The 16,890-nt window shown below is 63.8% G+C and carries 19 protein-coding genes, 1 pseudogene and 1 riboswitch; of the genes and pseudogenes, 8 read left to right on the forward strand and 12 right to left on the reverse strand.

Translation table 11 applies throughout. The features are described from left to right. Window positions 1-16: 16 nt before the first annotated feature. The 7 genes and pseudogenes from FAZ98_RS28475 to FAZ98_RS28505 form a co-directional block, all read right to left on the reverse strand. Complete coding sequence (locus FAZ98_RS28475; protein ID WP_158956353.1) at window positions 17-958, reverse strand: class I SAM-dependent methyltransferase; 942 nt, start codon at window positions 956-958, stop codon at window positions 17-19. A gap of 98 nt (window positions 959-1,056) precedes the next feature. Beyond that, entirely contained in the window at window positions 1,057-1,710 is a 654-nt protein-coding gene (locus FAZ98_RS28480; RefSeq protein ID WP_325072668.1) for a response regulator transcription factor, read from the reverse strand. A gap of 75 nt (window positions 1,711-1,785) precedes the next feature. Continuing rightward, a pseudogene (gene serC, locus FAZ98_RS28485) lies at window positions 1,786-2,882 on the reverse strand (3-phosphoserine/phosphohydroxythreonine transaminase). Next, window positions 2,879-4,051 (reverse strand): ATP-grasp domain-containing protein, encoded by a 1,173-nt coding sequence (locus tag FAZ98_RS28490; protein ID WP_158956357.1) that lies wholly within the window; start codon window positions 4,049-4,051, stop codon window positions 2,879-2,881. Before FAZ98_RS28490 ends, serC begins: the two are co-directional and overlap by 4 nt. Before the next feature lie 117 nt (window positions 4,052-4,168). Beyond that, window positions 4,169-4,336, reverse strand: coding sequence for a hypothetical protein (locus FAZ98_RS28495; protein ID WP_158956359.1), 168 nt, complete (start codon window positions 4,334-4,336; stop codon window positions 4,169-4,171). Window positions 4,337-4,737: 401 nt separating this feature from the next. Then, a complete protein-coding gene (locus tag FAZ98_RS28500; RefSeq protein ID WP_158956361.1) occupies window positions 4,738-5,190 on the reverse strand; it encodes a type II 3-dehydroquinate dehydratase in 453 nt (150 codons plus the stop codon). 4 nt (window positions 5,191-5,194) lie between these two features. Continuing rightward, a complete protein-coding gene (locus tag FAZ98_RS28505) occupies window positions 5,195-6,478 on the reverse strand; it encodes an MFS transporter (RefSeq protein ID WP_158956612.1) in 1,284 nt (427 codons plus the stop codon). A gap of 192 nt (window positions 6,479-6,670) precedes the next feature. Between FAZ98_RS28505 and FAZ98_RS28510 the strand changes: the two genes are divergently transcribed. After that, a complete protein-coding gene (locus FAZ98_RS28510) occupies window positions 6,671-7,456 on the forward strand; it encodes an IclR family transcriptional regulator (RefSeq protein ID WP_158956363.1) in 786 nt (261 codons plus the stop codon). 57 nt (window positions 7,457-7,513) lie between these two features. Here the strand turns inward: FAZ98_RS28510 and FAZ98_RS28515 are convergent, their stop codons facing one another. Then, window positions 7,514-8,401: a LysR family transcriptional regulator gene (locus tag FAZ98_RS28515; protein WP_158956365.1), complete on the reverse strand. Its 888-nt coding sequence runs from the start codon at window positions 8,399-8,401 to the stop codon at window positions 7,514-7,516. A gap of 146 nt (window positions 8,402-8,547) precedes the next feature. Here FAZ98_RS28515 and FAZ98_RS28520 point away from each other — a divergent pair, with 146 nt between their 5' ends. Together FAZ98_RS28520 and FAZ98_RS28525 are read left to right on the forward strand one after the other, a co-directional pair. Further along, window positions 8,548-9,831, forward strand: a complete 1,284-nt coding sequence (locus tag FAZ98_RS28520) for an MFS transporter (RefSeq protein WP_158956367.1) — start codon at window positions 8,548-8,550, stop codon at window positions 9,829-9,831. A gap of 92 nt (window positions 9,832-9,923) precedes the next feature. Further along, window positions 9,924-10,871 (forward strand): amidohydrolase family protein, encoded by a 948-nt coding sequence (locus FAZ98_RS28525; protein WP_158956369.1) that lies wholly within the window; start codon window positions 9,924-9,926, stop codon window positions 10,869-10,871. Window positions 10,872-10,920: 49 nt separating this feature from the next. On the opposite strand, the gene FAZ98_RS28530 is transcribed toward FAZ98_RS28525, so the two are convergent. Beyond that, the gene (locus FAZ98_RS28530) at window positions 10,921-11,679 is read right to left on the reverse strand and encodes an alpha/beta fold hydrolase (protein WP_325072673.1); all 759 of its coding nucleotides are present in this window, start codon (window positions 11,677-11,679) and stop codon (window positions 10,921-10,923) included. A 154-nt stretch (window positions 11,680-11,833) separates the two neighbouring features. Beyond that, a complete protein-coding gene (locus FAZ98_RS28535; RefSeq protein ID WP_158956373.1) occupies window positions 11,834-12,151 on the reverse strand; it encodes a hypothetical protein in 318 nt (105 codons plus the stop codon). A gap of 36 nt (window positions 12,152-12,187) precedes the next feature. Beyond that, window positions 12,188-12,291, reverse strand: a riboswitch (SAM-I-IV-variant riboswitch). Between FAZ98_RS28535 and FAZ98_RS28540 the strand changes: the two genes are divergently transcribed. Then, window positions 12,283-12,579, forward strand: a complete 297-nt coding sequence (locus FAZ98_RS28540) for a hypothetical protein (RefSeq protein ID WP_233272876.1) — start codon at window positions 12,283-12,285, stop codon at window positions 12,577-12,579. (Overlaps the previous riboswitch by 9 nt.) Before the next feature lie 327 nt (window positions 12,580-12,906). After that, the gene (locus tag FAZ98_RS28545; RefSeq protein WP_158956375.1) at window positions 12,907-13,197 is read left to right on the forward strand and encodes a hypothetical protein; all 291 of its coding nucleotides are present in this window, start codon (window positions 12,907-12,909) and stop codon (window positions 13,195-13,197) included. Window positions 13,198-13,340: 143 nt separating this feature from the next. Here the strand turns inward: FAZ98_RS28545 and FAZ98_RS28550 are convergent, their stop codons facing one another. Continuing rightward, window positions 13,341-14,306 carry a GlxA family transcriptional regulator gene (locus tag FAZ98_RS28550; protein ID WP_158956377.1) on the reverse strand — a complete coding sequence of 322 codons (966 nt, stop codon included), beginning with the start codon at window positions 14,304-14,306 and terminating at the stop codon, window positions 13,341-13,343. Between the two features lie 453 nt (window positions 14,307-14,759). On the opposite strand from FAZ98_RS28550, the gene FAZ98_RS28555 reads away from it, so the two are divergent. After that, on the forward strand, window positions 14,760-15,053 hold the full coding sequence (locus FAZ98_RS28555) for a hypothetical protein (protein ID WP_158956379.1): 294 nt from the start codon (window positions 14,760-14,762) through the stop codon (window positions 15,051-15,053). 294 nt (window positions 15,054-15,347) lie between these two features. Then, complete coding sequence (locus tag FAZ98_RS28560; RefSeq protein WP_158956381.1) at window positions 15,348-15,932, forward strand: TetR/AcrR family transcriptional regulator; 585 nt, start codon at window positions 15,348-15,350, stop codon at window positions 15,930-15,932. 33 nt (window positions 15,933-15,965) lie between these two features. Here the strand turns inward: FAZ98_RS28560 and grxC are convergent, their stop codons facing one another. After that, a complete protein-coding gene (gene grxC, locus FAZ98_RS28565) occupies window positions 15,966-16,235 on the reverse strand; it encodes a glutaredoxin 3 (RefSeq protein ID WP_158956383.1) in 270 nt (89 codons plus the stop codon). A 182-nt stretch (window positions 16,236-16,417) separates the two neighbouring features. Between grxC and FAZ98_RS35470 the strand changes: the two genes are divergently transcribed. Then, window positions 16,418-16,561 (forward strand): hypothetical protein, encoded by a 144-nt coding sequence (locus FAZ98_RS35470; RefSeq protein WP_199272429.1) that lies wholly within the window; start codon window positions 16,418-16,420, stop codon window positions 16,559-16,561. Window positions 16,562-16,890 lie beyond the last annotated feature (329 nt).

The following is a 16,890-nucleotide window of genomic DNA, read 5'->3' on the forward strand; positions in this document are numbered from 1 at the left end:
GGCGTTTCGCCCGAACTTAACACTCGCTCGCAAGCGGTTTGCGCGCCGAGAGGAACGCCATGCGATTCACGGAGAGCAGGTTTGTTTGACCGATGCGCGAGCGCATAACCTGCTCGAACAGCGCACGCTCTTCCGCATTGAATTGCTCGGCCATGACCGTACGCAACGTGGGCGCCCAGGGAAACGGCGTGCTGTCGAGCAGCGTGTCCCACGACTGATGTTGCGGCGGCCGCGTCACATCGACATGAAACTCCATGTGAATGGCTTCGAAACCGGCTTGCATCGCGAAACCGACCAGGTCGCGCTCGCTGAAACTGGTCATGGGAACGCGCGCCGCTTCGGCTTCCGTGTCGGGATACTGCGTGCGTTTCCAGCGATACATCAGCTCGAAAAAGCGATTTTCGGGCGCGGCGGCATTCATGGCAACGAGCGTGCGTAGCGAACAGACCTCGAACGCTTCGTCGCGGCGGATCGGTTCCGCCAACGAAATCCGGCCACCGGGCTTGAGCACGCGAAACATCTCCGCGAGCGCGGCGGTCTTGTCGGGCAAATAGCCGAGTACGGCGCGCGTGGTTACCGCATCCACGCAGGCATCCGGCACTCGCAGCGCCGGTAGCGAACTTCGAATCCACGCGCACTGCGCCTGCACGCCCGCTTCTTCGGCGCGCTGGATGGCGCGCGTAATCAGTCTGGGCGAGACATCGACCATCAACACGTCGAGTTCCGAGCCTATACGCTCGATCGCGCGCAACGCCACCGCGCCCTCGCCGCATCCGGCGTCGAGAAGCGTCATGCCGGCACGCAACGCCGCGGCGTCCAGCAGCCGGTCGATGTCGGCGTTCAGGGCCGCGCGCAGGGATCGTTCGACCTCGGCATCGTTCGAAAAGCGGTCCGACATCAGCCAGTCGGCCCAAAGATCCGCGTTAGCCGTGATGTCGGAAGCGCTCGCTATCGTCATGCGATGAAAGGCGTGAGTGAGAGTTGACGCGACTGTAAGCGAGCGCGGCTTAGGGATTGATTAAGCGCCGCATCACCGTGCTATCGGGATGAGAGCGATCAGCGCCTGAGCCGGTAACCCACGCCGCGAACCGTCACGACGTCGTCCGTACCGAGTTTGCGGCGCAAGCTGTGCACATGCACATCCACCGACTTGAGGCTTTCGACTTGCCGAAACCCACGAACCTGTTCAGCGAGTTCGGCCCGAGTAAACGCGCGTTGTGGCGCGCTCACGAGCAAGGCGAGAATGCGGAACTCGGCGGGCGTGAGCCGGATCTTCTCGTCGTTGACGTGAACCAGCCCGCTTTCCGCGTCGAGTGTCAACGACGTTTCCACGCGAAGCGGCCTGCGCGACGTCACCCGCATCGATTGCAGGCGAAGCCGCGCATGCAGATCCGCGACATCGAAGGGCTTGATCAGATAGTCGTCGGCGCCCGCATCGATCGCGGCCAGCGGCTCGCCCGACATCACGCGGCCCGTCATGGCAATGACGCGCACGTGTCCGCCGTCGCGACGATAGCGCTTGAGCAATGCCAGTACGTCTATGCCGGCGAATTCCAGCGCCAGCAACACCACGTCGTATTTGTCGCCGCGCAGCGAGAGTTCCACCTCGTAGGCGCTGCGGGCCCAATCCGCTTCGTGCCCCGCGCGGCGCAACGCTTCGGATAACGTATGAACGGTCGCTTCATCGTCTTCAATCACCAGCAAACGCACCTACGCCTCCCATGGTCAGAGGCGATTGTGGCAGTGACTGACTTAGCTGAACCTTAACAACGCCCACCGAAAGCCTTACACGCGAGTCGAAGCGAATTCGCGCAGCGTGTCGCACAGCGCCTGCACCGCCGGTTCCGTGACCGCGTTGTACAGCGATGCGCGATGCCGCCCACCGAACGATGGCCTTCGAGTCCGATCAGGCCCTTCGCTTCGCAAAGCGCCACGAACTCGCGGTCGCGCCCGGCACTGCCAAACGAAAATGCCACGTTCATGCGGGAACGCCACGGCGAGTGCGCATGAACGCGCACGAACTCGCCGAGCTGGTCGAGCGTTTCGTAGAGATTCGCGGCCTTGCGATCGTTGATGTCTTTCATGCGGTCGAGCCCGCCGATCTCCGTTTTCAGCCAGCGCGTCACCAGCGTCAGCACGTAGATCGCGAACACGGGCGGCGTGTTGTAGTTGGAACGATGCGCAATGTGCGTGCGATAGTCGAGAATCGCCGGGAGACCGGCCGGAATGCGCTCGAGCCAGGCCCGCTTCACGATCGCGACCGTCACGCCGGAAGGCCCGAGATTCTTCTGTGCGTGCGCGTAGATCATCGCGAAGCGACCGGTATCCACGGGCTCGGAGAGAAAATCCGACGACATGTCCACCACCACGGGAACCGTGGCGGGCGCGTCCATCTGGCCGAACTGCAGCCCTTCGACGGTTTCGTTGGAAACGTAATGCAGGTACGCCGCCTCGCGAGGAATCTCGAGTTCGGACCAGCGCGGCAACGCGCGATATCCCGAAGCCGCGCCGTCCCAGATCACTTCGGCCGCGCCCACGCGCTTCGCCTCGGCGCTGGCGCGGCGGCTCCAGTAGCCGGAATCGACGTATTGCGGCGGCGCGAAGCCGGGGCCCGCGAAGTTCATCGGCACCATGGCGAATTGCAGGCTGCTGCCGCCCTGCATGAACGCAATCTCGTCGCCCTCGCCGAGACCGAGCAGCGCCCGCAGGTTATTGCTGGCTTCTTCCACGAGGTCGACGAACCAGGTCGAGCGGTGACTCATTCCGAGTACCGAGACGCCGGTTTCCGGCAACGCGCGAATCGCCTGCTGGGTCTGCTCCAGCACGCTCTCCGGCAACGCGCCCGGACCGCCCGAAAAGTTATGGATAGTCGGCACTTTCATGGCTCAACTCGTCCTTCTCGTCCTTCTCGTGCCTTGCGGGTCACCATGGCGCAAAATGCGTCGAAATACTTTCGCATCTGCGGCGACTTATAGGGAAACATCTCCGGGTCGTCCATGTCGTGCACTACCATGGCCGTGGCCAGTTCGAAAATCACGAGGCGCCCATCGGGACTTTCCGCGCAATCCAGTCCCACGTAATCGAGTCCGGTCAACTCCGCTACGCGCGCGAGCGCGTTGCTGTGGCGGCGGGCGAAGTCCTGCTGGAACGCCGCCATGAATGCCGCTTCTTCGCTCCGCCGCTCCGGATGCGAGATCATTTCCTCGTAGGGATAGTGCACCATCCAATGCTGCGAGATACCCATATGACTGATATGCGCCTGGCCGTCGATCAACGCGACACGGTACTTTCGATACAGCCCGTCGCGACTGCGATAGTCGATGAACGACGCCACGTAGAACGCATCGCTTGCCGACTTGTTGAGATACGCGCGCAGCTCGCCGCTATCGGCAATGCGCTCCAGTTCGCGACCGGCGTGCGAACCCACTGGCCGGATGATCGCCGGAAACGCGATGCCGGCCACGCAGTCCGTTGACGACACGCTCGCGTGCGCGGCCAGTTCGGCGCGGCCCACGCGCTGCGTGTGCGCCACACAGATGCCCGCTTCCTCGCGCAACAGCGACCAGGCCGCTTCCCGGCTCGTGTACGGAATGCGCTCGGGCCGATTGATGACCGCAGCCGACAGCTGCGGGAGTTGCGCCGCCAGCGAGGCCAGCACGGCGCGGTTCTGGTCGAGCGCGCAGGGCGCGACGAGCAGCACGTCGTGCGGCGGCAACCGGCCGTTCAGGTCCAGCGTGGCGTCCACATAGAGCACGTCGATCTCGAGTTCCGAATGCTCAACGAGGCATTCGAACGGCGTGTTCGTCATCAAATCGCCATGCGCCTTGAGCACCAGCAATTTCACGCGGCCCGGTGTGGTGTTTTCCGCGTCGAGCCGGTACAGCCGCTTCGTTTCGATCGCGAGTTGTTGCACCGCGAGCGCCGAGGCGCGTTCGAATTTCAGTTCGAGCACCAGCGAGAGATCGAGCAAGGCCTCTGGTGCATAGTGCTTCCGCACATAGTCGAGAAGCCGCTCGCCGAGACCCGACATGTCGCTGCCGTTCGTGGCCATGCGAAGCAGTGCCGCAAGGCCGATGGGGCGATAGGGGGCTGACTCGAATCGGTCGCCGTTGCCCAGGTCACTGTGTTCCATACCTTCCTCTACCGCATTTGAATCGGGCATCGCGCACTATGCTTTGTCTACCGCGAGATCGCGGAGCAAGGGCAATTCGCCGATATAGCCGACTTCGGTTTCGAGAAACAGCGATGCGACCCGCTCCGGCTGGCTGGCAGGGTTGGCGGGCGTGGCGGGGGAAGGCGTGGGGATAGCGATCGTTTGCGCCGTGACGAGCGTCAAACGAGGGCGTGATGATGATGGCGTGCGCAAGGCGAATCCTTTGTCTGCATCGGGACGATGCGTCCCGATCCTTCACCGGGCCATGGATCGAACTCCGGAGACAGCGACACAGTAGTTTCCCTTAACTGATGAAATGCTTAAGCACAGCCAATATCGAGTGAGATTCCGAAATATTGTGGAAATGTAATTAATATTGCACGAGTCAATTCACGCTGATTGAAAGAATCGCGGCTTAATAAATTAAATTAAACTAACTCGTCACTGTTGGCGTGCATACACGTACGTGGGCGGGAAGCCGACGTTGCTCGACTACGTGAAGAATTAATCGAGGCAAAGGGAGCCAGCAAAACGGACGCCGGCGGCGCCGGCATCCGCGGTTGGCGCGTCGCGTGGCTCCGCCGTTAGCCCTCCGCCTGGCCGCCCCACAGATCGTCGACGGCGCGGATCGCCAGCAAATACCCGTTCGCGCCGGCCCCGCAGATCACCGCCGTGGCCGCCACCGAGATCGTCGATTGACGGTATTCCTCGGAGCGCCGGTGAATGTTGCTGATATGCACCTCCACCACGGGGCGCCGTACGAGCTTGACCGCGTCGAGCACCGGAATGCGCCCGAACGAAAACCCGGCCGGATTGATCACCAGCGCCGCGTCGTTCAGAAACGCCTCCTGAATCCAGTCGATCAGCTGGCTCTCGCTGTTGGTTTGACGGAACACGCCGTCGAACTTGAGGGCGTCGGCCAGCGTGAGGCAGTTCTGCTCGATATCCTTGAGCGTGGTGCTGCCATAGATATGCGGCTCTCGCACGCCAAGCATGTTCAGATTCGAGCCGTTGAGGATGTAGAGTTTTCGATTCATGGTTTCAGTGGGTCGTACTGCGTTCCAGGGCGGTGTCCCGGGTTTCGCGCGATGTCGCGATCATGAGGAAGGAGAGCAGGTTCAGCGAGCCGCACACCACGACGATAGCCCATGGCGAACCGTGAAACGCGTTGAGCAAGGCCACGGCGACGATCGGCATCGGCCCGCCCGTCAGCAGATTGGCGCCGGAATACGAGAGCGCGGAGCCCGTGTAGCGCGTTTCGGTCGGGAACGACTCGGCGAACCACACGGGTTGAATGCCGCTCTGAAACTGCGTGAAGCCGAGGAACGCGCCCATCACGGCCATCGTCATGCCGATCGAGTGCTGATTGAGAATCGGAAAGTAGATCAGGCAACACACGAGCGTGCAGAACGAGCCGATCAGCAAGGCGCGCTTGCGGCCGATCCGGTCGCTCAGATAGCCGCCCAGCAACGCCCCCGCCACCGCGCAGACATTCGCGATCATCAGCAGCATGAAGCCGGTCTGCTTCGGCACGCCGAGGTTTTTCGTCAGATAGCTCAGCGAAAACACCACGATCAGATAGAACAACGCCGCCGGGCCGCAGAAGAACAACGTCAGCCGCAACACGGTGCGCCACTGGCGCGTGAAGACCACGCCCAGCGGATTGGCCGCGCGCACCGGCACGCCGCTCTTCTTGAGCGCCTCGAACGACGGCGTCTCGCTCACTTTCATGCGGATATAGATGCCCAGCAGCACGAGCACGAAGCTCGCGAGGAACGGCACGCGCCAGCCCCACGATTCGAACTCGTCCGGGGAGAGCGACGTGGCCAGCGCGAACAGCGCGAAATTGGCGAGGATCTGGCTCAGCGGCGAGCAAATGCCTAGCAGTCCGGAATAAAATCCGCGCCGCGCCGCGGAGGCGTGTTCAACCGCCATCAATTGCGCGCCGGTCGACTCGCCGCCGAGCGCGAAACCCTGGACGATGCGCAACGAGACCAGCAGCGCGGGCGCCAGCATGCCGACTTGCTGGTAGGTGGGCAGCAGCCCCATCAGGAACGAGGAGGCGCCCATGACCGAAACCGTGATCAGCATGAGTTGGCGGCGCCCCCAGCGGTCGCCGAGCATGCCGCAGATCACCGCGCCGAGCGGGCGTGCCGCGAGCCCGGCCCAGAAACTCGCGAGCGACGCGAGCAAGGCCGCCGTGGGTTCGAGCGAGGGGAAGAACAGCTTGGGGAAAATCGTGGCCGCGACCACGCCATAGAGCGCGAAATCGAACCACTCCAGCGCCGTGCCGATAGTGGCGCCCGCCACCGCCCGGCGCGCCATCCTGTGGCGGTCCGCGGCGTGCTCGCCCGCGATGAGATCGGAGTCAGCGAGAACTGACATGAGGTGTCTCCTGATGTGTCGTTGTGATCGTTGTGATGGAACCGCGTCGTCAAACCAATGCTATTGTTTGCGCTTTGAAAGCGCCTCGTTCCGGACCGGAACTGCGTTTCACATCACGAAAAACCCCCGCTCATGTCGCTACGGAACGGCCTGAAGATCCTCGATTTCCTCGCCTCGCAAGCCGAAGGCGCGGGCCTCGTGGCAATCGCCGACGCGCTCGGCTTGCCGCGCAGCACGTGCCACCGGGTGCTCGCCGAACTCATCGAAGGCGGCTACGTGCGGCAACTGGTCGATCACAGCCGCTACATCCTGACCATGCGCATGACGTCGAACGGGCTCGAATTCCTGAGCCTGACCGGCATTGCCGATATCGCCCAGCCGATCATCGAACGCGTGGCGGCGCAGACCGGCGAACTCGCGCGGCTTTCGCTGGTGGACGGCGAAGCCATCATCTGGGTCGGCAAAGCCGACGGTCATCGCACCGGGTTTCGCTACGACCCGGACATGGGCCAGGCGGCGCGGTTGTCCTGCACATCCACGGGACATGCATGGCTCATGACGATGAGCGACGAAGCGGCGGCCGCGCTCGTGCTGAAACAGGGCTTCGGGCAGCCCAACGAGTTCGGTCCCAACGCGCCCACCACGCTCAAGACCCTGCTGGGCTTTCTGCATGCTGCGCGCGTGCGCGGCTACGCGATGATCGACGAGGTGTTCGCGCCGCGCATGTCGGCGGTGGCGGTGCCCGTGGTCAGCGGCTCGCGTTGCGTGGGCGTCATCAGCCTGGCCGGCCCGAAAGCACGGCTCACCATCGACAAGATTCACGCCCATTCGGCGCTGCTCTGCGCGGCGGCGAGCGAACTGGCGCAACTGAGCAACATGGCGGGCTTCCCGACCCGGCCGCCATTGGGCAAGGGCTAGCCGGAGCGTTCGTGCCGATACGAGGCGGCGCGACGCCAACGCTTCGGTCGCCGCAGATCAACCCGCACTGAGCAACGCCGCGAATTTGTCCGCCAGGGTGGGACGCGAGCGATGCGGCCAGATCGCGCTGAGCTCGAACAGCGGCAGCGCATCGCCCTCGCGCACCTCGCACACGCGCACGCCTTCGAACTGGATCGCCTTGACCGACTGCGGCAGCAGCGAAGCGCCGCAGCCCGCGGCGACGCACGCGAGCACCGTCAACGACCGATTGGCGTCCTGGACGATGTTGGCCTCGCAGCCGAACTGGCGGAACGCGCTGAGAATGCCCGCCCGCACCACCGGCAATTGCCCGTGCGGAAACCACACGAGCCCCATGCGCGCGAGATCCGCGAGGCCGAGCTTGCCGTCCTCGCCCAGCGGATGCGACGCCTGCACGACCGCCTGCAAGCGCTCCTGCACGATCAGCTTCTCGCGCATGCGCCCGCGCACCGCCACCGGCGTATGCAGCAGGCCGATGTCGATTTCGCCCGATTCGAGCGCGCTCGCCTGCTCCGCGTTGCTCATTTCGCGCAGCGTCAGCTCGACATTGGGGACCGCCGCGCGCAACGCCGCGATGGCTTTGGGCAGCACCTCGAACAGCGCCGCGGACACGAAGCCGATAGTCAGCCGTCCGCCCCGTTGCGCGCCGATGTCGCGCGCGCGCTTTTCCGCCGCCTCGATACGCGCCACGCTCAGCCGGATATCCTCGGCGATCGCCTCGCCCGCGGGCGTGAGCGCGGCCCCGCGGCGCGTGCGCGCGAGCAGCTTCACCCCCAGATCCTTCTCGAGCCGCGTGAGCGCCTGACTCAGCGCGGGCTGCGCCATGCCGAGCTGGGCGGCCGCGCCGGTAACGCTCCCCGCGTCGACGATAGCGAGGAAATACTTGAGCGTGCGGATCGACTCCATGTTCGGTTTTCCATATCACAATGCTATGAATGAACAACATTTCCATAGTATGCACGCAGTGATGGCTTTTCTAGAATGGCGTCAAATCGATTAACAGCGGCCGCCGGCGATGCTTCGCGCGCGGCAAGCAACCGGAGACGACCACCATGCGCTGGTATCACGAAATCACGCCCGTCGAAAAACGCACCTTGTGGAGCTGCTTCGGCGGCTGGGCGCTCGACGCCGTCGACACCCAGGTCTTCTCCCTCGTCATTCCGTCGCTGCTCGCGACCTGGAGCATCAGCAAAGGCCAGGCGGGCTTGATCGGCGGCGCCACGCTCGTGGCCGGCGCGCTGGGCGGTCTGCTCGCGGGCATTCTGTCGGACCGCGTCGGCCGGGTGCGCGCGTTGCAGATCACCGTGATCTGGTTTTCGCTGTTCACGTTCCTGAGCGCGTTCGCGCAGAGCTTCGAGCAATTGCTCGTGCTGAAGGCGCTGCAAGGGGTCGGCTTCGGCGGCGAATGGACGGCGGGCGCGGTACTGCTCAGCGAAACGATGAACCCGAAACATCGCGGCAAGGCGATGGGCATCGTGCAAAGCGCATGGGGATTCGGCTGGGGCGCCGCCGTGCTGCTCTACATGGCGGTCTTCTCGTTCGCTTCGCCGCAATGGGCGTGGCGCGTGCTGTTCGCGATCGGCCTCGTTCCCGCGCTGCTCGTGCTCTATCTGCGCCGCAACGTGGTCGAACCGCCGCGCGAACCGCAAGTTGCACGCGACGACGTCGCGCCGCGCGGCACCTTCGGCATCGCCGCGGGCATCTTCGATCCGGCCGTGATCCGCACCACGCTCGTGGGCGGCCTGATCGGCCTGGGCGCGCACGGCGGCTACCATGCGATCACCACGTGGCTGCCCACCTATCTCAAGACCGAGCGCCATCTCTCCGTGCTGGGCACGGGCGGCTATCTCGCCGTGGTGATCGTGGCGTTCATTGCCGGTTGCTTCTTGAGCGCGTGGTTGCAGGACCGCATTGGCCGGCGCTGGAACGTGATCCTCTTCGCCGTCTGTTGCGCGGTGATGGTCAACATCTACACGTTCCTGCCGATCGGCGACACCACCATGCTGATCCTGAGCTTCCCGCTCGGCCTGTTTTCGGCGGGCATTCCCGCCACGCTCGGCGCGCTGTTCAACGAGTTGTATCCGCAAGGCGTGCGCGGCACCGGCGTGGGCTTTTGCTACAACTTCGGCCGCATCGTCTCGGCGGGCTTTCCGGTGCTCATCGGCCATATGAGCGCGTCGATGTCGCTGGGCGCCGCGCTCGGAATCGACGCGGGCGTGGCTTACGGCCTCGTCGTGGTCGCCGCGCTGATGCTGCCGAACACGCGTGGCCGCCTCGTGCCCGCGCCGCAGCCAGGCAGCGTGCGCAACGATGCGCCGGCTGCCTCGCGAAATTAAGCACGACGGCGCGTGAGTCCGCAGGGAGCGCGCCGCTCCTTCGCGCGCCACCGCTGCGCTCCACGTCAACCGCATTCGAGGCTTCCTGAACGATGGACCGCTTTTCACCCGCACCTTCAATCGCACACTCACCCGCACGCCCGCCCGCGCTTCCGGCCGATCCCTTCGACGGCCTGTCTCCGGCGTCCCGCGCCTGGCTCGACGAAGCCGCGCCGCGCATCACGGGCATCGACACGCACGCGCACATCTTCGTGCAAGGCCTGCCGCTCGCGGCGCAGCGCCGCCACGCGCCCGACTATGACGCGACGCTCGATCAATACGTCGCGCAACTCGCGGCGCACGGCATGTCGCAAGGCGTGCTGGTGCAGCCCAGCTTTCTCGGCACCGACAACACGTTTCTACGCGCGGTATGCGAACGTCATCCGCAACGCTTTCGCGGCGTGGCCGTGGTCGCACCGGAAATCACGGAGGCCGAACTCGCGGCGCTGGACGCCGCGCACATCGTCGGCGCACGGCTGAATCTGATCGGGCTGGCGCTGCCGGACTTTCACGCGCCCCGCTGGACCGCGCTCTTCGCGCGCCTCAACGCGTTGCGCTGGCATGTGGAAGTCCAGGCGAATGCCGTCGACCTGCCCGCGATTCTCGATGCGTTGCTCGGCCAGGGCTGCACGGTGGTCGTCGATCATTTCGGCCGGCCCGACCTGCATCTCGGCGCCGCCGATGCGGGCTTCCGCTATCTGCAATCCGTGGCGGCCAGCGGCCGGGTTTGGGTCAAGCTCTCCGCGGCGTATCGCAGCGCCGCGCAGTCGAACGGCACGGCAAACGGGGGCGCGCTCGCCGCCGCGTTGCTCGAGTCGTTCGGCGCAAAGCGGCTCGTGTGGGGCAGCGACTGGCCGCATACGCAGCATCGTCATCTGATCGATTACGACGGCACCGTGGACGCGCTGGCCGCCTGGATTCCCGATCGCGCCGCGCGCGAGACCGTGCTGACCGCCTCGGCCGTGGAACTGTTTCGTTTCCAGACGTCAGGGCTTCGGTGATGAACCGGCGCGGCCGCTGGCTCGTTGCCGCGGGTTCGTTCGAGTCGTTTTAGCGCGTCGATCGTGCCGACGACACCGCGCGCACGGCCACCGCCCGCGCGATATCGGCGAACGCCAGAGGATCTTCGGCGCAACTCGTGTGGCCCGTCGGCAGCACATGCAACGACGCGCCCGCGATGGCGCCCGACAACTCCCGCGCATGCGCGAGGGTTCGGGCGACGTCGTATTCCCCGTGCACGACGGCAACCGGCAATGCCGGCAACTGGCTCAACACCGGCAGCAGGTCGGTCTCGATCTGACTGCGGATGGCTTGCGCCACGGCGCCGCTGCGCAGGCGCGCGGGATAGGCGAGTATCTCGTCGAGCAACGCGCCTTGCGGCAGCGTGTGGAAGCAACGCTCGGCGAACGTTTTCCACATGGGCTCGCCCCACTCCTGCTCGATGCGCCGCACGATGGCCGAGGCGTCGCCATGCCCTTGGGTGTTCGCCCCGCTATTCGACAGCACGAGGCCTTTGACGCGCAGATCCGTGCGGCCGCGCGCCGCGAGCGTCGTGAGCACGGCCAGCGGCGTGCCGAGCGAGTGTCCCGCAATGACGATGTCGCCTTCGCCCGCCACGGCTTCGACGATGCGATTCGCAATGGACGCCATGTCGAACGCGCCCTCGTCTTCCAGCCACGCCAGCGCAAACGCGTTCAAGCCGGTTTGCGCCGCGCTGCGCGCGAAAACCAGCGGATTGCACATGGCGCCGGGTAAACAGACCAGAGTAGGAAGAGCGGCGTTGCCGCGAGCCAGGGGAACGATGCGCATCGTGAGATTGGCCGGGCGTGCCCGCTCATATGCGGGCACGGGTTGAAGAGGCCAGAAAGAGGAGGATCAAGCGTAACACGCCGGTCCTCATGCCAGCCTCGTTGCGAAAACGCACGGCGTGCGTCCCCGCGCCCACCCGCATCGCCGCGCCGCGCTAGCCTCGGAGCAGATGATGAACGACCTTCGCGCGCACCACACCATCGAGCGCCGCGAGTCGTTCACGCAAGTCCAGCGCCGCGCGTTCCGTCATTTCGGCCACGTCGATCCGATGCTCGAGCACGTCGTTGAAACGCGAGGTTGCCCATCGTTCGACTTTGCCGTGCGCCGCCTTGAGCGCGGCGGCCGCGGCCGACGCCACCGTGGCGTTCGGATCGGACACGACGTGGACGGTATGCGTAAGCTTGACGCCCGACAGTTGGCGCAGCCAGTCGTCGTGAGAAAAGGCAGAGACAGTTGGGGAAGTCGAGCGCATGGTTGCTCCGGTGAAGGTTATCGAACCGGTGCTCGCTCTGCTCCCGTTCGTTGCCGTGAATCGGCCGCATCGCCACAATGGCTTCCACCTTGCCGGGACAGGCAGGTTGGCGTCGGGTCAACCGACTCTTGATGCTGATTGCTGTTCGTTCTATATATCGAACGAAATTCTATTATACTGAATTTTTCAACGCGGGGTCAAAGCGAATCATGGAGCTGTGGATTCAACCTTGCCGACCGTGCGCCGAACTCTATGGCCAACCGGCAACGCAGGCGCCGCATGAAGACCTCGCGCTCGACGGCGCCGGCGCCAATGCGGAGGCAACGCGCCGCTACACGTGCCGCCGCTGCAATGCCGTTTTCGCGCGCCTTCAGGCGGGAACGCCCGATCGGCAACGCTGGATGCTGCTGAACGCGGGCCAGCATTGACGCCATGCGCCCGCTTCCTGCAATGGGCGTTTTCAGACGTTAATGGCTTGCCAACGTATTCGCGCCTGTCGTGTTGCCGAGATTTCCATAGATTCCGTCATTGCGCCACCGGGTCGAGTTTCGTCGGGGCCGAGGCTGGACGACCAATCGCTGGCCTCACGTCTGGATTATAAGCAACATCCAGATTGGCAATCGCACGCGATAACCGATCGGCGAGATTGGCGTAAATCGCGTCAAAGTTGTCGTTTTTGACGATTCAGCGCAGCGTTCATGGCGACTACAGTGGAGCTCACCCCGTCACCACGAAACGCTCCCGAGGAGTCAATCATGAAAGTCTTCGCTATCGCCACCGCGCAACCGACGTTCACGCCCGAAAAAATCGCGCAATACATGCCGCACGAAGTCCCGGCCACGCTCAAGCTCTATCTCGACGGCAAGGTCGAGCAATTCTGGTTTCGCGAGAAAATGGGGCCCATCTTTCTGATGAATGTCGAATCCGTCGATCAGGCGAAATCGATCCTCAACACCCTGCCGCTGGTCGCGGACGGCCTCATGACGTACGAATACCTGCCGGTCGGACCGCTGGCGCCGCTCGGGCGGCTGATCCAGAACGGTTGAGCGCAGTCATTCGCCACGCTTCGCGATGTTTGAGAACAGGACCGAACGCAACAGTCTTGTGAATCGATATTTCGTCAAACTCGCGAAGCACCACGGCTTACGTCCATCTTCGGCGCGTTGCGCAGCCTGCGCACGGCCTTTCATCAAAGCAGATCGGCGCGCAATTCGCGCACGCCCCGCCCCAGGCGCTGGCGCAGCAGCGTTCTCAGCGTGGCGCCATCGCCATAACCCACCTCCGCCGCAATCGACTCGAGATCGAGACCGCTGCCGCGAATCAGCGATTGCGCGTGTTCGACGCGCAAGTCCTGGAAGTACGCGAGCGGCGACTTACCGAGCACGTCCTGGCAACGGCGTTGCAGCGAGCGCGTACTGGTCGCGAGCGCACCCGCCGCGTCCTGCAAAGAAAAACCCGACTTGAGATTCGCACGCGCCCACTGCTCGAAGCGCTGAATCAAGGGGTCCGCCTGTGCGAGGTGGTTGGGAATGATATAGGCCGCTTGCGACGAACGAATATCGGCCAGCAAATAGCGCGAAACCAGCGAAGCGAGTTCGGGACTCGCGCTCCTCACCAGCCAGAGCGCGAGGTCGAGATGCCCCATGGCCGCGCCCGCCGTCACGCCGATCCCGGAAGGAATGAGCATGCGCGACTCGTCGAGACGCACCGCCGGATAACGCTGACGAAACAGCGGCGCCAGCGCCCAGTTCGTGGTCGCTTCGTGCCCGTCGAGCAGCCCGGCTTCCGCGAGATGAAACGTGCCGAGGCACGACGCACCCAGGCGCACCTTGGCCGCGTGCCACGCGCACAACTGGGTTCTTGCGTCGATCACATCCGCTCGATCGAAGGATTCGAGCAACTCGTCGGGCGCCGAGGTGGCGAGCGCCGGCACGATCACCCAGTCGGGCTTGCTCGCCGTGGAAACGGCTTCGACCGGAATACTGAAACCGTGATTCGAACGCACTCGCTTGCGCATGCCGACCACCGACACGTCGAAGCGCGGCGCACCGCCCATCAACCGGGCCGACAACTTGTTGGCAATGAGAAACGTGTCGAGCGTAACCGAGAGCCCGGTATCGAAGAGACCGTCGAGGGCGAGTATGTGAATTCGCATGGCGGAAGCGTCTGGCAAGTTGGCTGGAGCGACTTTATCAATGACGCGCCGAACATGAAATCGTCATCACACTTTTTATCGCATGAAGCCGGTTCTTTCAATACTCACGAATTACCTGGACATCACGATACGGCGTTCGTGTGCCATTGAAAATGCTTGCCGGTCTCAAGTTCATGCTCGATCCACTCATTCTGCCGCTCATTCTGCCGCTCATTACGCACTGCGATCGAACGGTGGATGAGCGCACGCATGCAAGCGTTGCATATCCCGCACATGCCTCGCTGTCTGCCACCGGCATCGGCCGACACATCACGCGCGTCTGGCTTGTCGCCAGAACATGGCGGATTGGCGCAAATGCCCACAACGATGGCGCTTGTGACCATACCGGATTGTGCTGCGCCTCCCTACACTGAACCCGTTGTTCTTCTTTATTAACCGATCGAGGAAAGACTCATGAAAGTGCTCGCCATTGGCAATATCGTCAAACCCGTCTCGCCGGAACAACGCGGCCAGATCATGCCGCGCGAAGTGCCGGCCACACTCAAGCTGTATCTCGACGGCAAGATCGAACAGTTCTGGTATCGCGCCGACAAGCCCGGCGTCGTGTTTCTGATGGACGTGCCGTCCATTGACGACGCCAGGACGGCAACGGCCGCGTTGCCGCTGGTTGCCGAGGGCTTCGCCGAGTACGACTACGTGCCGCTCGGCCCGCTTGCGCCGCTCGGCATGCTGATTCAAGGCAAGTAAGCAGAGCAGCACGGAGATCTCGCCATCTCGGGCGACCGATGCGTATCACGAGCGGGGTACGGGATCTCCCATTCTCTTTCTCTACGGCAATCCCACTTCGTCGCATCTCTGTCGCAACATAGTCAGACCGGAATCAACGCACGGTGCCTTAACCCCGCATGCATTTCCTTTTCCCGCGCAAGACGATTACGATACGGGTTCGATTAACGGCGCGAATAAAGGCACGAAGGCTGACGCGATTCATGGCGCGATTCATGAGGGGACGAGCCGCGCAAACCGTCAGTGCGAATCATCATGGGACATTCCCGGGCTGACAAACAGGCAACGCATGGCAGGATCGTCGCGATTGCCGCGCAACGGTTTCGCGAGGTGGGCATCGAGGGCATCAGCGTTGCCGACATCATGACCGAAGCCGGTCTCACGGTGGGCGGCTTCTACAAGCACTTCGCCTCGCGCGACGAACTGGTGGCGCAGGCCATGGCGTTGGCGCTCGACGATCTCGAAGGCTGGACCGACATCGCGCAGCGCGATTTACGAGAGGCGATTCGTGCGTACCTGTGCGACGCGCACCGCGATCTTCCGGCTTCGGGTTGCGCCCTTGCCGCGCTCGCCAACGACGTTAGCCGCAGCGGCGCAGCCGTGCGCGAGGTCTACACGAGCGGTCTGAAACGGGTAGTGGATATCGTCGAGCGCGCGCTGCCGGCGACGAAAACGGGCAACCGGCGCACTCAGGCGCTCACGCTGTTGAGCGCGTGCGTGGGGGCATTGACGCTATCGCGCGCCGTCACGGACGAAGCGCTGTCGCGGCAAATTCTCGACAACGTCGCCGACGAACTGATCGCCGCCTTCGCCCTCACGCGGTCGCGCGCGGCCTCGTGAGAGGCATCGTAGAAGGCGGCGGCACGCCTTCGGTTATTGCGCGCTCATCGCGCCGAGCAACGGCGTGAGGTCGCCACTACGGTCGAGCGCGGACAGGTCGTCGAAACCGCCCACATGGGTCTCGCCAATATAGATCTGCGGCACCGTGCGGCGGCCGGTCCGTTCCATCATTTCCGCGCGCCGCTCCGGATTCGTGTCGATCAGGATCTTTTCGATGTGCTGCACACCACGCGCTTTCAGAAGCGCTTCCGCGCGCAGGCAATACGGGCAAACTCGCGTGGAATACATCGTGACGGTCGGCATATATACCTCGTTTTCCGTGAGAACCTCGAACGTCCGCAATGCCGGACGTCGCGTTTTTCTGGATTATAAAAGACATCCAGAATCCCCGCTGGGCGCTCCATTGGCGCAGCCATTCCGCCGGGTATAGCGTTTGCTTACGTTTCGTTTGCTTACGTTTGCAAACCACACGACGGAGGTCCCACATGAAAAAACTCGTTGCCAGTCTTCTGCTCGCCGCCACCGGTCTGGCGGCGGCAGCGCCCGCCTTTGCCTACGATCACTGGCATCATCATCGCCACTGCCATCGCTATTGGCATCATCATCACTGGGAACGCGTCTGCCGATAACCCCCGGCTGGCTTGAACGCGCGCGCGGCCCCGCGCGCGCTTTTCATCCCGCGCTCTTAGCCCCGCGCGTTTCACCTGTTTCCCGCTTACGACATCACCCGCCCCGCCTTGCGCCTCCTGCGCGAGCGCTCGCTTTTCCCCTCGCTTTTCCCCTCGTTTTTCCCCTCGTTTTTCCCTTAAGCGAGCCGTCACACGAAACCCGATATCCTTTCATTGCTTGCAATTCCGACACGCACTCCCGCGTGCCGAAGTCACATCGTCAAAGGATAGACAGTCATCGTGATTCAACTCCCGTTCCGCCTTCGCGCGCACGTCGTTCTCGCGCGCCC

Source organism: Paraburkholderia acidisoli (assembly GCF_009789675.1).
Classification (GTDB): Bacteria; Pseudomonadota; Gammaproteobacteria; order Burkholderiales; family Burkholderiaceae; genus Paraburkholderia; species Paraburkholderia acidisoli.

What these genes read in the sequence shown, in the direction of transcription:
- FAZ98_RS28475 (WP_158956353.1), bottom strand. Translation starts at nt 958, where the DNA reads ATGACGATAGCGAGCGCTTCCGACATCACGGCTAACGCGGATCTTTGG.
- FAZ98_RS28490 (WP_158956357.1), bottom strand. Translation starts at nt 4,051, where the DNA reads ATGGCCACGAACGGCAGCGACATGTCGGGTCTCGGCGAGCGGCTTCTC.
- FAZ98_RS28500 (WP_158956361.1), bottom strand. Translation starts at nt 5,190, where the DNA reads ATGAATCGAAAACTCTACATCCTCAACGGCTCGAATCTGAACATGCTT.
- FAZ98_RS28505 (WP_158956612.1), bottom strand. Translation starts at nt 6,478, where the DNA reads ATGGCGCGCCGGGCGGTGGCGGGCGCCACTATCGGCACGGCGCTGGAG.
- FAZ98_RS28510 (WP_158956363.1), top strand. Translation starts at nt 6,671, where the DNA reads ATGTCGCTACGGAACGGCCTGAAGATCCTCGATTTCCTCGCCTCGCAA.
- FAZ98_RS28515 (WP_158956365.1), bottom strand. Translation starts at nt 8,401, where the DNA reads ATGGAGTCGATCCGCACGCTCAAGTATTTCCTCGCTATCGTCGACGCG.
- FAZ98_RS28520 (WP_158956367.1), top strand. Translation starts at nt 8,548, where the DNA reads ATGCGCTGGTATCACGAAATCACGCCCGTCGAAAAACGCACCTTGTGG.
- FAZ98_RS28525 (WP_158956369.1), top strand. Translation starts at nt 9,924, where the DNA reads ATGGACCGCTTTTCACCCGCACCTTCAATCGCACACTCACCCGCACGC.
- FAZ98_RS28530 (WP_325072673.1), bottom strand. Translation starts at nt 11,679, where the DNA reads ATGCGCATCGTTCCCCTGGCTCGCGGCAACGCCGCTCTTCCTACTCTG.
- FAZ98_RS28535 (WP_158956373.1), bottom strand. Translation starts at nt 12,151, where the DNA reads ATGCGCTCGACTTCCCCAACTGTCTCTGCCTTTTCTCACGACGACTGG.
- FAZ98_RS28540 (WP_233272876.1), top strand. Translation starts at nt 12,283, where the DNA reads ATGCTGATTGCTGTTCGTTCTATATATCGAACGAAATTCTATTATACT.
- FAZ98_RS28545 (WP_158956375.1), top strand. Translation starts at nt 12,907, where the DNA reads ATGAAAGTCTTCGCTATCGCCACCGCGCAACCGACGTTCACGCCCGAA.
- FAZ98_RS28550 (WP_158956377.1), bottom strand. Translation starts at nt 14,306, where the DNA reads ATGCGAATTCACATACTCGCCCTCGACGGTCTCTTCGATACCGGGCTC.
- FAZ98_RS28555 (WP_158956379.1), top strand. Translation starts at nt 14,760, where the DNA reads ATGAAAGTGCTCGCCATTGGCAATATCGTCAAACCCGTCTCGCCGGAA.
- FAZ98_RS28560 (WP_158956381.1), top strand. Translation starts at nt 15,348, where the DNA reads ATGGGACATTCCCGGGCTGACAAACAGGCAACGCATGGCAGGATCGTC.
- grxC (WP_158956383.1), bottom strand. Translation starts at nt 16,235, where the DNA reads ATGCCGACCGTCACGATGTATTCCACGCGAGTTTGCCCGTATTGCCTG.
- FAZ98_RS35470 (WP_199272429.1), top strand. Translation starts at nt 16,418, where the DNA reads ATGAAAAAACTCGTTGCCAGTCTTCTGCTCGCCGCCACCGGTCTGGCG.